This window comes from Streptomyces sp. NPDC029466 (assembly GCF_055574515.1).
In genome coordinates, this window is sequence record NZ_JBVHZH010000005.1 from 202,983 (window position 1) to 215,569 (window position 12,587).

Here is a 12,587-nt window from a genome sequence, read left to right on the forward strand (position 1 = left end):
GCGTGGTGAACGGGGCGGTGGCCGGCCGCTCCGCGGGCACGATCCTCCGTCCGCCCGGCGCTGTCGGCGGTCCCGGGCGGACGGAGGCGCCAGCAGCTGACCAACGACGCATCAACGGCGAATCAACGACGCATCAGTGATGGGTCAACGGCTGAACCACGGCTGAACCACGGCTGAACCATGGCTGCACCTCGACCGATTCATGGGGGTGGAGCAGCCGGTGCGGCACAAGGGATCAGTAGGTCAGTGCGTCGGACGCCGAGCTCTGCCAGTAGGTGACGGCGGCGTTGTCGTCCTTGTGCGTGCCCGCGGGCAGGGCGAGCTTGGCGGGAGTGCCCACCGAACCGGAGCCGTTCCGCGGCGCGAAGTGCACGGTGAGCTGCCGGGCGGTGCGGCCGTGGGTGTCACCGCCGGGCTCGCCGCTGAGCTGGATCGCGGCATAGGCGGACCGGCCCGGGGCGACGGTCACGACGGACTGCGGCTTGCTGTCCTCGATGATCCGGGTCGTGGACTGGTCGTCGTCGAAGCCCAGGAGGGGCGCGGAGTAGGCGTCGCAGGCGCGGGATCCCGTGTTGGTGATCGTGAGGAGCAAGTGATTGATGGGGCGCTTGACCTCGCTGACCACGGCCTTGACGTTCGCCCCCGTGCAGGCACCCGACGAGCCGCTCCCGGCGCCCTGGTTCGCCCCGGCGCCGCCGGTCTTCCCGGTGCCCTTGCCCTGACCGTGGGAGTCGCCCTGCCCGGAGCCGGAGCCGGACCCGGAACCGGAGCCGGACCCGGAACCGGAGCCTTCGCCGTCCGCCTTGCCGGTTCCGCCGCCCTCGCCGCCCGACCGGCTCGGGGCAGCGGATTCCGGGCGTGCCGTGGACTGGCCGCCGGACGCCGCACCGCTGTCGCTCCCGCAGGCGGTCAGGGACAGACCCGCGAGAACGACGGCGGTGGCGGCGGCTGCGGTACGGGATCGGATGGTGAGCATGATGATTCGACTTCTCCTAGCAAGGGTTTCAACGGCGAATGATCAGCGAGATCACTACCGCGGCACAGATGATCAGCACGGCGACGGCGACAACATCGCTGACATACCAGCGGGTTCGCATGGGATCTCCCGTATCGGCGGTGCTGCTCACAGCCTGCGCGGCGGGCGCCCGGGTGCCAACCGATCCGGGACAAGGAGAGAAGCCGGAACGCTGGAACAGGCTCTGACCTGGGGAAACGACCACTGCCTGGAATGCTTTCCTGGAACGGCGGAAGGAAGAGGGGGAGCAGGGCGGGACGGAAACGGCGGAGTTCGCACGGCAGTCGCACCGGCTGAAGGAGCGTTCCGGCCGTCGTTGTGGCGTCCTCGCCGGGCTGTTGCGGGCGCCGGGGGAGACGCCGTTGCGGGCCCCGGGGAAGCCGTCGGAAATTTTTTTGACCCGCCACCAATCCGCGGGCGCTGTGGCTCCGAATGACGCGTGACACCTCGCCGAGGTGTTGCTGTCGAACCCGGACGACGTGCGGTCCCCCCTCCTTCGTGGAGGCCGCCGGAAAAGGAACGATCGTGATAGCCAAGCGCACCCGCCACCTCGCCGTAGTCGTCGCTCTGCCCGCCGCCCTGGCCCTCACCGTAGGCGCCTCGTCCCAGGCCGTCGCCCAGGGCACCGGAGCGTTCCAGATCAACCTGGCGCAGCTGAACGACTCCGGTTCCAAGGGCACGGCGATGCTCAGCCTTCAGGGCAGGCAGCTGACCGTGAAGATCGAGTCCGAGGGGCTCGTGCCCGGACAGCCGTCCGCCCAGCACCTCCACGGCTCCACCGACGGCCATGACTTCCACTGCCCGGACGCGAGCGACGACACGAACGGCGACGGCGTTCTCAACAACACCGAAGCCACGGTCGATTACGGCGATATCAACATCTCGCTCACCACCAAGGGGCCCACGGACATGAAGAGCGGTCTCGCCGTCGACCGGATGCCCGTGGCGAACGCGCAGGGCAAGCTCTCCTACGAGCGGACCATCCCGGTATCCCAGGACGTGGTCGATCACATCAAGGATCTGCACATCGTGCAGCACGGCATCGACCGCAACGACAACAAGAAGTACGACTTCGAGGGGGCGGGCAAGAGCGAACTCGACCCGAAGCTCCCCCAGGAGGCCACCGCACCGACCAACTGCGGTGAGGTCCTGGGCGCCGCGGTGGGTTCCATCCCGGTCGGCGGGGTCGAGACCGGCACCGGGCCCGTTGCGGAGGACGGGGTTCCGGCCGCGGTGCTGGGCGCCGGCGGGGCCGCCCTCGTGGCGACGGCCGGTGCGCTGGCCTTCGTGCGGCGCCGGAAGTCGGTCCTCGCCGCCGGGCAGGCCGGGGACAACGGGGTCGCCGCGTGAGCCGCCGGAGCGAGGACACCATGAGCACCGTACGCCGCCGGGGCCACCGCGCCACCGGCTACGCCGTCGCCGCGGCCCTGTCGGCCGTGCTTCTCGCCGGGTGCGGAGGACAGGACGCGGCGCCGGCCCGGTCGCTCCCCGCGGGGCAGCAGCCGGGTGGCGGCGGGCAGTCGTCCGACGACACGGCAGCGGGCGGCGGCTCCGGGAGCAAGGCGGCCGCCAGCATGCCGAAGTCGGCTCCGCAACGGCTCTCCATCCCGTCGCTCCAGGTCTCCTCCACGCTGGAGACACTGGGACAGCAGAAGAACGGTGCCATGGAGACGCCCCGGGACCCCGACAAGGCGGGCTGGTACCGGCCGGGGCCCACGCCCGGCTCCCAGGGGCCCGCGGTGATCGCCGGCCATGTCTCCTGGAACGGCAAGCCGTCGGTGTTCCACAAGCTGTCGTCGATGAAGCGCGGGGACACCATCGAGGTGTCCCGGCAGGACGGGAAGACGGCGAAGTTCACCGTCGACCGCATCGCCCAGTACCCGAAGAACAAGTTCCCCACGCTTGAGGTGTACAAGAACCTCGATCATGCCGGGCTCCGCCTGATCACCTGCGGTGGGGAATACGACCAGGGCCAGCACTACTACCCCGACAACGTGGTGGTGTTCGCCAGCCTCACGGGCAGCGCGTAGACCGGAGGCGCGCAGCACCGGCCGGCGGTCCGGCCCGCCCCCCCGCACGGGCGGCCGGGCCGCTCGCCGGTGCCCGGGCCGGGGCGCCGGACCGTCTGTTCGGGGCAACCGCCATACTGCCAGCGATCTTTCTCGCCCCCGAAGGGAACCTCGCGACGTGTCCTCCACCGCCCCTCCCCCCATGACGCGCACCCGCGTCGTCATCATCGGCGCCGGTCCCGCCGGGCTCACCGTGGCGAATCTGCTGCGCACCGCCGGAGTCGACTGTGTGCTGCTGGAAGCGGAGAGCAGGGAGTTCATCGAGCAGCGGCCGCGGGCCGGGTTCATGGAGGAGTGGGTGGTGCGCGCACTGGCCCGGCACGGGCTGGCCGACCGGCTGCTCGAACGGGCCGCTACGCAGGGCGAGTTCGAGTTCCGGTTCGACGGGGCACGGCACACGATGCGGACCGGGGAGCTGTCGGGCCGCCGTCACTTCGTCTATCCGCAGCCGCTCCTGGTCACCGACCTCGTGGCGGCGTACGTGGACCGGGCGGGCGGCGAGGTCCGTTTCGGGGTACGCGAGGTGGCACTGCACGACATCGACAGCGAGCGGCCGGCGGTGTCGTACACCGATCCGGTGACCGGTGCCCGGCACCGGATCGAGTGTGACTTCATCGCCGGCTGCGACGGCGCCCGCGGGGTCTCCCGGGCGGCCGTCCCCGACGGCCGGGCGGTCCTCACCCGCAATGACCACGGCGTCGCCTGGCTCGCCCTGCTCGCCGAGGCACCGCCGTCCGCGGACGGCGTGATCTTCGGCATCCACGAGCGCGGGTTCGGCGCCCATATGGCCCGCAGCGCCGAGGTCACCCGCTATTACCTGCAAGTCGAGCCGGGTGAGGACGCCGGGAACTGGTCGCATGACCGGGTGTGGGACGAGCTGCGCGTCCGGCTCGGCGCCGACGGCTCCCCGCCGCTCGCCGAAGGACCGCTGATCGAGAAGGTGGTCCTGGACATGCACAACTATGTGGTGGAGCCGATGGTGTTCGGCCGCCTCCACCTGGCGGGTGACGCGGCGCATCTGGTCGCGCCGATCGCCGCGAAGGGCATGAACCTCGCGCTCAATGACGCGCTGCTGCTCGGCGACGCACTGATCGCGCACTACCAGGGCGACGACAGCGGGCTTGCCGGATATTCGGAGGCGTGTCTGCGGCGGGTCTGGCAGTACCTGGAGTTCTCCCAGTGGTTGTTCGACGTGTTGCACGGGGCCTCGTCCGGCGACCGCTTCCAGGCGGGCGCCGCGCGGGCGCGGCTGCGGCGGCTGCTGGGGTCGGAGTCCGCGGCGAAAGCCTTCGCCGCGCTGTACATGGGCGAGGAAGCCGATCTGTGACGCCCTGGCGGACCGGGCGGGCGGTGCCTCCGTGGGGTGACTCACAAACCGGGGTGGGGTGGGATCCGGCCGACCTGGGTACGCGGCCTCGTGATCGCCGGGCGAGATACCGTTGAGAAGTGGTAGAAATTCGGCGAAAAGCATCGCTGAGTGATTGAGGAGGGAGACGTATGTCATCCAAGCGCCGTCGTAAGAAGAAGGCCCGTCGCAAGAACGGTGCCAACCACGGCAAGCGGCCCCAGTCCTGAACGAAGGCTGTGACCGGACCTCGCCGATGGGGTTTCTGGTGGGCTCCGCGTCTCCGCGCTTCAGCGGACGCGGAGCCCACAGTGCTGTAGGCCCGGGCTCATGCCTTCGTCAGGGCCTGGGCTATGCGCAGGGAGACCTGTGCCTGGGTGGCGTCGCGCCGGGTCGGGTTGAACGAGAAGACCGCGCGGCGCTGTTGGTCCCGGGTGGCGAACATGGCCGAGTTATAGCCGTACTGTTCGCCGGTCTTGCCCCACAGGGTGATGCCGTTCACCGTGACGGTCTGCAGGCCCGCGGCGTAGCGCGCCGGGGTGCCGTCCAGCATGCGGACCTCGTCCGGCGGCAGGGTGAACATCCGCTCCAGCTCATGGGGCGGCAGGAGTTCGCCCGAGAACAGGGCGGTGAGGAAGCGGTCCAGATCGCCGGTACGGGAGATCATCTCGCCCTCTCCCCAGGCGGCCGACTGGTCGAACTTGGTGATGTCCAGCAGGGAGCCGTCCGTCATCCGCAGATAGCCGTGCGCATGCGGCCAGTGAATCCGTGGGTCGTTGCCGGGCACGGCGGTGTGCCGCAGGTCCAGTGGACGCAGGATGCGGTCCGTGACCGCCTCGCCGTAGCGGCAGCCCGTGAGCCGCTCGATCAGCAGGGCCAGCAGGACGTAATTGATGCCCCGGTACTCCTGCTTGGTGCCGGGGGTGAACTTCATGGGACCGTGCGACACCTGCGCCACGAGCTGCTCGGGCGTCCACCGGTCGTAGCGGTGCCGGGCGATGTCCTCCGGGGAGGACGGGTCGTAGGGCGGATCCTGCTCGTCGGGGAGTCCACTGGTGTGGTTCAGCAGCTGTGACACCGTGATCGGCGGGAACCGCGACGGCAGCAGACCGGGCAGCAGACGCTGAACCGGCTGCTCCGGCGACAGCCGGCGCTCGGCGGCGAGCTGGAGCACCACCGTCGCCACGAACACCTTGGTGATGCTGCCGATCCGGAAGGTGTCCCGCTCATGAACCGCGCGGCCGGTGGCCCGGTCGGCGACGCCCGCGGTGCCGCACCACCGCCCGGCTGAACCACTCACCCGCAGCTGGGCCGCGGTCAGCTCCGGATGCTCCAGATCGGCGAGGGCGGCCCGCAGCGCGGGCACGTTCAGCGGAGGGACGGGGGCGGCAGCGGACGGGCTTCGACGGGCCGGGCCGCCGCCCGGCGACGGCGACGGGGCCGGGCCCGGGCGGGACGCGGCACCGGCCGGGCCCGCCGTCGCGGCGACCACCGCGCCGGACAGTGCGGCCCCCACAACTGCCCTGCGGGACAAGGGAGAAAGGCTCATGTCGAACAGCTTCGCGGCCACGCGCCGCCCCGTCGTCAGGGGTCTCCCTGAGCCGTCCCTGATCCACCCCGGAGACGGGCCCCGAGCCCCGCTCGAGTAGAGGGAGCCCAGGCGGCGGTCTAGCGTGGAAGGGAGTTTCGCCTCCCGGGAGGGGCTGTTGCCATGTCTCACGGCCCGACGGACACCGCCGCAGGTGGCCGGCTGTCGCACCTCCTCGACAGCCCCGTCATCGGGATGTCGCCATGGATCGCGATGTCGGTCCTGGTCGGGCCGGGCCGCTTCGAGCTGGCCGTCTCCATAGCCCTGGCCCTTGCCGTGGCGATCGTCATCGCCGGCCGTATACGCCGTCCCGGGTCCTCCTTCAAAATTCTGGAGATTTCCGATGTGGTGTTCTTCGCGGCGATGGCCGTCATCGGCATTTTCGCCTCCCCGGGCACCCACCGCTGGCTGGAGAACTATTCGGGCGAGGTCGCGAACCTCGCCCTGATGACGATCGCCCTCGGGTCCATGGCGTGCCGGGTGCCGTTCACCCTCCAGTACGCCCGGGAACAGGTGCCCCGCGAGTTCTGGGGCGAGCCAAGATTTCTGCGGACCAATTACTACATCACGGGTGCATGGGGCGCCGCATTCGCCGTGGCCGCGATAGCGGGGGCCTATGGCGACCTGGTGCTGCACAATTCCAATAACCTGTGGACCGGCTGGATCATCCAAATCGCGGCCATCATCGCGGCCTTGCAGTTCACCCAGTGGTACCCGGACGTCGCACGGGCGCGTGCACTGCGCGAACGGGGCCTGTCCGGCCCGCCCGAACCCCCGCTGAGCAGCCTGCTCATCCCGCTGGCGGGCTATCTGACCCCGGTGGGCATCGTGGTCCTCGTCAGCGGTGCCGGGCCGGTGTGGCTGGGCGTGGCGCTGATCGTGCTGGGCATAGTGCTCGTCAAATCCCTGAGCGGCGACAAAGAGGCCGAGCCCGAGGTATCACGGTGAGGGTTGACGGCACCCGGTGCCACGTGATCTAGAATCGCTGAATGATCTTTATCGTCGTCAAGTTTCCCGTGAAGCCCGAGTACGCCGAGGAGTGGCCGCAGCACGTCGCCTCCTTCACCGAGGCCACCCGCGCCGAAGCCGGCAACCTGTGGTTCGAATGGTCCCGCAGCATCGAGGACCCGAACACCTATGTCCTGGTCGAGGCATTCAAGGACGATGCCGCCGAAGCGCATGTCAATTCCGACCACTTCCGCGCCGCGATCGAGCAGATGCGCCCGCTGCTGCGCCGCACCCCCGACATCGTGAGCACCACCATCGAGGGTGCGGACGGCTGGAGCGCCATGGGCGAGATCACCATCGACTGACAAACCAGCGCCCGGCGCCCGGCGGCCGGCTGAACGGCCCTCGGCCGGAAGGCAATCGGCTCAACCGCCGAGGGCCGAAGCGCCGAAGCACCGGAGCGCATCCACCGAGAGGCCCGCTACTTCACCAAGTGGCTGAGGAACCAGTCCCGGGCGAGGTCGGCGACCTGTTGGAGGGCGCCGTGCTCCTCGAAGAGATGGGTGGCACCGGGAATGATCTCGACGCGGGTCTCGCAGCGCAGCGCCGCCTCGGCCTCCCGGTTGAGGTCGATGACCACATTGTCGTTGCCGCCCACAATGAGCAGCGTCGGCGCCCGTACCGCGACGAGCAGCGGTTCGGCGAGGTCGGGGCGGCCACCGCGGGACACCACGGCACCGACGTCCGCACCGGGCGTGGCGGCGGCCCACAGCGCCGCCGCGGCGCCGGTGCTCGCGCCGAAGTAGCCGATCGGCAGGGCGGTGCGGTCGCGCAGCCAGCCGGTGGCGGCCGTCAGCCGGTCGGCGAGGGTGCCGATGTCGAAGACGTTCGACCGGTGGGCCTCCTCCGCCGGGGTGAGCAGGTCGAAGAGCAGGGTGCCCAGGCCCGCCTCGTTCAGGGCCGCGGCGACCAGCCGGTTGCGCGGGCTGTGCCGGCTGCTGCCCGAGCCGTGCGCGAACATCACCACCGCGCGGGCGCCGGCCGGCAGGTGGAGGTCCCCGGTCAGCCGGACCCCGGCGGCGTCGATCGCCACCTCCTCCTCGACGTCCTTGTCCGTCGCGGCCTCCGCGCCCGGCGCGGGGCGCTCGGGCCCGGGGCCGGCCGCGGCCTGCGCCAGCAGCGCCACGACCTCGTCGTCGGGGGTCTGGGAGAAGTCCCGGTACCACTCGCCGACGGCGGAGAAGGCGAACGGGGTGGAGAGGCAGACGAATTCATCGGCCGCGGTGCGCAGCCGCTCGGCCGCGTCCGGAGGAGCCACGGGGACGGCGAGCACCACACGGGCCGCGCCCTGTGCGCGGACCACCTGGCACGCGGCCGCCGCGGTGGCGCCGGTGGCGATCCCGTCGTCCACCACGATCGCCGTCCGGCCTTCGAGGGAGAGCCGTGGCCGTCCGGCACGGAAACGCTCCGCCTGACGGGCGAGTTCCGCCGCCTCGGCATGCTCCACGGAGGCCAGATCCGCCTGTTCGAGCCGGCCCCGGCGGACGATGTCGTCGCTGATCACCCGCACGCCGCCCTCGCCGATGGCACCGAATCCCAGCTCGCGCTGGTAGGGAACCCCCAGCTTGCGGACCACGATCACATCGAGCGGTGCCTTGAGCGCCCGCGCCACTTGGAAGGCCACCGGGACCCCGCCCCGGGGCAGGCCCAGCACAACGGGTTCTTCCCCCTCCAGGTGCTGTAGCGCTTCGGCGAGGCGGTGCCCCGCGTCCGCGCGGTCAGTGAACAGCACGGTGTGCACCCCCTAGCCAGGGGAGACGGAAGCTGCGTTCACACCTCACTTCGAAATAACCCCATTCACGGCTCCTTCGCAAGTCGGACGGTGGCCGGGCCCCGTCCGCCCGGCCCCGGCCGACCGTGGTTACCGTCGGCATATGGAAGGAATCAGAGCGGTTCTGATCGATATCGACGGTGTGCTCACCGTGTCCTGGAAGGCGCTGCCCGGCGCCGTCGCGGCCATGGAGCGGCTGCGCGCGGCCGGGCTCCCGCTGCTGCTGGTCACCAACACCACCTCACGGACCCGCGCCGTGGTCGCCAGGCGGCTGGCCCGGGAGGGCTTTCCCGTGGGCGTCGACGACATTCTGACCGCACCCGCCGCCACCGCCGCCTACCTGCGCGCCCACCATCCCGACGCGCGCTGTCTGCTGATCAACAGCGGCGAGGTCCGGGCCGATCTGGCGGGTGTGGAGCTCGTGGAGGAGGGGGCCGGCGGGGCGGGCCGGGCCGCGCCGGACGTGGTGGTGTTCGGCGGTGCGGGCGAGGAATTCGGCTATGCGGCCCTCAACGCCGCGTTTCGCCACCTCCAGCGTGGCGCCCGGCTGGTCGCCATGCACCGCAATCTGTACTGGCGTACGGCGGACGGGCTCGACCTGGACACCGGGGCCTTTCTGCCGGGCCTGGAACGGGCCGCCGGTGTCGAGGCGGTGGTCACCGGCAAACCGGCCGAGGCGTTCTTCGCCACCGCCCTGGCGCAGCTCGGCGCCGCGGCGTCGGAAACGCTGATGGTGGGCGACGACATCGAGTCCGATGTGCTGGCGGCCCAGCGCTGCGGGCTCACCGGGGTGCTCGTCAAGACCGGCAAATATCTGCCGGAAGCCCATCGCGCGGCCACCGGCACCCCGGACCGGGTGCTCGATTCCTTCGCCGATCTGCCCGCCCTGCTCGGTCTGCCCGGCCCGCCGGAGCGGCCTGCCCCGTGAGCCGGGGTGCGTACCGCTCCCCGGCGCTCACCCCTCGGCGGCCGCCCCGGCGCGCCGGTAGTGGAGCAGGACGACGCCGTTGCCGAAGGTCCGGGTCCCGGCGAGTTCCAGGCCGGTCCTGGTGTCCGACGCCCGGAACAGGGGCGTGCCCCGCCCGAGGATGACCGGATGGACGTAGAGGCGGTACTCGTCGATCAGATCGTGCTCCCGGAAGGACGCGGCGAGGTCGGCGCCACCGAGCGTCATATCGCCGCCCGGCTGTGCCTTGAGCGCCATGATCTCCTCGGGGACGACCTCCCGCATGAGGGTGGTGTGGTACCCGCCGGCCTGCTCCAGGGTCCGGGAGAACACGATCTTGGGCATCTCCCGCCAGATCTCGGCGAATTCGGCCATGGGGCCGGTGATGGCGGGATCGGCATCGGCCGTGGGCCAGAATCCGGCCATCAGCTCATGGGTGACCCGCCCGCACAGGAAGGCGCCCATCTGCCGCAGCTGCTCGTTGACGTACCGGTGCAGCTCGTCGTCGACCAGGTGCCAGTCGATCTCGCGGTTCGGGCCCTCGATGAAGCCGTCGAGGGACACCGACAGCCACACAATGATCTTTCTCATCGCGGTCCTCGCAGAGGTCGTCGGGGCCGGACCGGCACCGGCCGGACGGCTCCAGTGTGCCCGGCGCGGGCGCGGTGGCGGCCGCACACGTGCGGACGGCGTGCCGGGGCGCGGGCGCCGGTCAGTGCGGGCCGGTGAGCAGCGCCGCGATCTCCGGCGCCGTCCAGTGGCCGGCGGCCCCCGGGCAGCCGGCCAGATAGGCGGCGGCCCGGCGGGCGCTCCATCCGTGGGAGGCGACGAGGCCGGCCGCGATATGCCGCAGATAGGCGGCCGACGGGGCGTTCATGGCGATGTCCTGGCTGCTCCACGGGGCGGTGAAGGTCAGCACCGGGTAGCCGTCCAGCAGTCCGGCGCACACCAGCGTCTCGTACCGTCCGGGGCCGATCCGGGCCCGCCCGTGGGTCACGGCCTCCGTGAGATCGAGGTCCTCGCCGGGCTCCCGGTACATCTCCTGAGCGGCGATGTCGGAGAACTGGGAGAGCGTCAGTAGGTAAGCGCGGCAAGGCAGTTCGGCGATTCCCGGCCGCCCGCCCCCGGGGTCGTAGAAGGCCCTGCCGCCGGTCCACACCTCCGATGTGGTGGCGAAGTAGAGCAGCCCCGGCAGCATGACCGGTGCCGTGCGCGCGGGGCCGCGGGGGTCCCGGCAGCCCGGGTAACTGCGCAGCCCACCGGCCGGCCGGCCGCCCGCCAGGTAGGCGGTCAGCCGGTCGAGATGCATGTTGGAGCCGTACGCGGCATACCACAGGCGACGGACGGGGGTGCGGCGCCGGACGGCTTCGGGGAAGTCGTCCAGGGCTTCGAGGCGTCGGGGCCTGATCACGCTCTCACGCTACGCGGACCGGCCCGGGGGCGCGGCGCGGACCTGCAACCGGGCGGCCGCGGTGAACCTGGCTTGATCGTTACCACCCCGGGTTTTGCCGCGGAGGGTCTGGAGATGCGCACTGCACGGACCGGAACGCACCGGTCCGCAGGGCAACCGGTGGCCGGTCAACGGCCGGATGCCGGGGGACGGAGTGACTATGGCGGACAAGGTGTCAGGGCGCACCGACACAGAGATATCCAGGGGCAGGACGGCGGGCCGCGACCCCGTACCCGCGCCGGACGCGAGCCGGCGCCGGATGCTCGCGGTCACGACAGCGGCCGGGCTCGGACTGCTCACGGCCTGCGCGGGCGCGTCCTCACGTGCCGATTCCGCCTCCAGGGCCTCACCGCCGGGGCAGCCGGGGTCCTCCCCGTCGGCCGGGACCGGTTCCCCGGGCCCGTCAGGCTCCGCGCCCCCGGGCCGCCCGAAGAAGCGACGCCGCCCGGAACTCCCGCGTGGCGGGCGGGAATTGTTCCCGCGCTACCGGCTGGCCGGGTTCTGCGGCCTGCCCGGCGCCGCGGCGCTCGGCCGGCTCGGGACCGGTGACCCCGCGCGGCGGGCCGCCGAGGCGGAGAAGGTGGCGCACTCCTTCGCCGCGGGGCGCGAACCGCTGCCGGTCCTCGAACTCCTGGCGACGGTCGCCAACTCCGCGGCCGGCCCGGACGGCAAGTACCGCTCACGCACGCCTGCCGCCACCATCCGCCGTTTCCACCGGGTGGCGCGCGAGCGGCGCGGGCTGCTGCTGCTGAACATCCAGCCGGGGCGTGCCGCGGTGCTCGACGAGGTCAAGGCGCTGCGCGACTGGCTCGTCCACCCGGACGTGGGGATCGCCCTCGACCCCGAGTGGGAGATGGGCTCCGGCGAGGTGCCGGGCGACACCTACGGGCATACCGACGGCCATGAGCTGACGAAGGTCGCCCGCTATCTGTCCGGCCTGGTCGAGGAGCACGATCTGCCGCAGAAACCGCTGGTGTTCCACCAGGTCGCCACGTCCGTCGTGGGCGAGCAGTCGGCGCTGCGCCCCCAGCCCGGTGTGGCGCTGATCAAGAGCGCCGACGGTATCGGCTCGCCCGGCCTGAAGCGCGGCACCTGGCGCAAGCTGGTCCACGATCTGCCCGACGGCCTGCACACCGGTTTCAAGCTCTTCTACGAGGAGGACGCCGAGGGCAGCCGCCTCATGACGCCGAAGGAGGTACTGGCCCTCCGGCCGCAGCCGGAGTACGTGATGTACGAGTGAGCCGCCCGGAACGCCTCGGGTCCGGACGGCTCGGGCGTGCCCCGGAGGGGCCGGGTCACGGGAGCGGGGGGGGGGGGGGGGGGGGGGGGGGGGGGGGGGGGGGGGGGGGGGGGGGGGGGGGGGGGGGGGGGGGGGGGGGGGGGGGGGGGGGGGGG

At 71.7% G+C, this 12,587-nt stretch carries 14 protein-coding genes; 9 read left to right on the top strand and 5 right to left on the bottom strand.

Translation table 11 applies throughout. The features are described 5' to 3' along the window. Positions 1-235: 235 nt before the first annotated feature. The gene (locus ACZ4XD_RS07485; RefSeq protein ID WP_468039115.1) at positions 236-976 is read right to left on the bottom strand and encodes a DUF4232 domain-containing protein; all 741 of its coding nucleotides are present in this window, start codon (positions 974-976) and stop codon (positions 236-238) included. A gap of 38 nt (positions 977-1,014) precedes the next feature. Here ACZ4XD_RS07485 and ACZ4XD_RS07490 point away from each other — a divergent pair, with 38 nt between their 5' ends. From ACZ4XD_RS07490 to ACZ4XD_RS07510, 5 genes are all read left to right on the top strand, one after another. Beyond that, positions 1,015-1,203, top strand: coding sequence for a hypothetical protein (locus ACZ4XD_RS07490; protein ID WP_468039117.1), 189 nt, complete (start codon positions 1,015-1,017; stop codon positions 1,201-1,203). 337 nt (positions 1,204-1,540) lie between these two features. After that, positions 1,541-2,365, top strand: coding sequence for a hypothetical protein (locus tag ACZ4XD_RS07495; RefSeq protein WP_468039119.1), 825 nt, complete (start codon positions 1,541-1,543; stop codon positions 2,363-2,365). A gap of 20 nt (positions 2,366-2,385) precedes the next feature. After that, positions 2,386-3,045 carry a class F sortase gene (locus ACZ4XD_RS07500; RefSeq protein ID WP_468039121.1) on the top strand — a complete coding sequence of 220 codons (660 nt, stop codon included), beginning with the start codon at positions 2,386-2,388 and terminating at the stop codon, positions 3,043-3,045. A 181-nt stretch (positions 3,046-3,226) separates the two neighbouring features. Beyond that, positions 3,227-4,411 carry a 4-hydroxybenzoate 3-monooxygenase gene (locus ACZ4XD_RS07505; protein ID WP_468039123.1) on the top strand — a complete coding sequence of 395 codons (1,185 nt, stop codon included), beginning with the start codon at positions 3,227-3,229 and terminating at the stop codon, positions 4,409-4,411. Between the two features lie 170 nt (positions 4,412-4,581). After that, a complete protein-coding gene (locus ACZ4XD_RS07510; RefSeq protein ID WP_370454205.1) occupies positions 4,582-4,659 on the top strand; it encodes a 50S ribosomal protein bL37 in 78 nt (25 codons plus the stop codon). A 98-nt stretch (positions 4,660-4,757) separates the two neighbouring features. Here ACZ4XD_RS07510 and ACZ4XD_RS07515 read toward each other — a convergent pair whose 3' ends face one another. Then, the gene (locus ACZ4XD_RS07515) at positions 4,758-5,978 is read right to left on the bottom strand and encodes a serine hydrolase domain-containing protein (protein WP_468039125.1); all 1,221 of its coding nucleotides are present in this window, start codon (positions 5,976-5,978) and stop codon (positions 4,758-4,760) included. A 162-nt stretch (positions 5,979-6,140) separates the two neighbouring features. Here ACZ4XD_RS07515 and ACZ4XD_RS07520 point away from each other — a divergent pair, with 162 nt between their 5' ends. Together ACZ4XD_RS07520 and ACZ4XD_RS07525 are read left to right on the top strand one after the other, a co-directional pair. Continuing rightward, positions 6,141-6,965 carry a hypothetical protein gene (locus ACZ4XD_RS07520; RefSeq protein WP_468039127.1) on the top strand — a complete coding sequence of 275 codons (825 nt, stop codon included), beginning with the start codon at positions 6,141-6,143 and terminating at the stop codon, positions 6,963-6,965. Between the two features lie 41 nt (positions 6,966-7,006). Next, complete coding sequence (locus ACZ4XD_RS07525) at positions 7,007-7,330, top strand: putative quinol monooxygenase (RefSeq protein ID WP_235466636.1); 324 nt, start codon at positions 7,007-7,009, stop codon at positions 7,328-7,330. Positions 7,331-7,446: 116 nt separating this feature from the next. Here ACZ4XD_RS07525 and ACZ4XD_RS07530 read toward each other — a convergent pair whose 3' ends face one another. Continuing rightward, on the bottom strand, positions 7,447-8,757 hold the full coding sequence (locus ACZ4XD_RS07530; protein ID WP_468039130.1) for a phosphoribosyltransferase family protein: 1,311 nt from the start codon (positions 8,755-8,757) through the stop codon (positions 7,447-7,449). A 142-nt stretch (positions 8,758-8,899) separates the two neighbouring features. Here ACZ4XD_RS07530 and ACZ4XD_RS07535 point away from each other — a divergent pair, with 142 nt between their 5' ends. Beyond that, positions 8,900-9,724 carry a TIGR01458 family HAD-type hydrolase gene (locus ACZ4XD_RS07535; protein WP_468039132.1) on the top strand — a complete coding sequence of 275 codons (825 nt, stop codon included), beginning with the start codon at positions 8,900-8,902 and terminating at the stop codon, positions 9,722-9,724. 27 nt (positions 9,725-9,751) lie between these two features. On the opposite strand, the gene ACZ4XD_RS07540 is transcribed toward ACZ4XD_RS07535, so the two are convergent. After that, a complete protein-coding gene (locus ACZ4XD_RS07540; RefSeq protein WP_468039134.1) occupies positions 9,752-10,333 on the bottom strand; it encodes a dihydrofolate reductase family protein in 582 nt (193 codons plus the stop codon). A gap of 121 nt (positions 10,334-10,454) precedes the next feature. Next, a complete protein-coding gene (locus tag ACZ4XD_RS07545; RefSeq protein ID WP_468039136.1) occupies positions 10,455-11,153 on the bottom strand; it encodes a histone deacetylase in 699 nt (232 codons plus the stop codon). Positions 11,154-11,664: 511 nt separating this feature from the next. Between ACZ4XD_RS07545 and ACZ4XD_RS07550 the strand changes: the two genes are divergently transcribed. Further along, positions 11,665-12,432 (top strand): hypothetical protein, encoded by a 768-nt coding sequence (locus ACZ4XD_RS07550; RefSeq protein ID WP_468039137.1) that lies wholly within the window; start codon positions 11,665-11,667, stop codon positions 12,430-12,432. Positions 12,433-12,587: the final 155 nt, after the last annotated feature.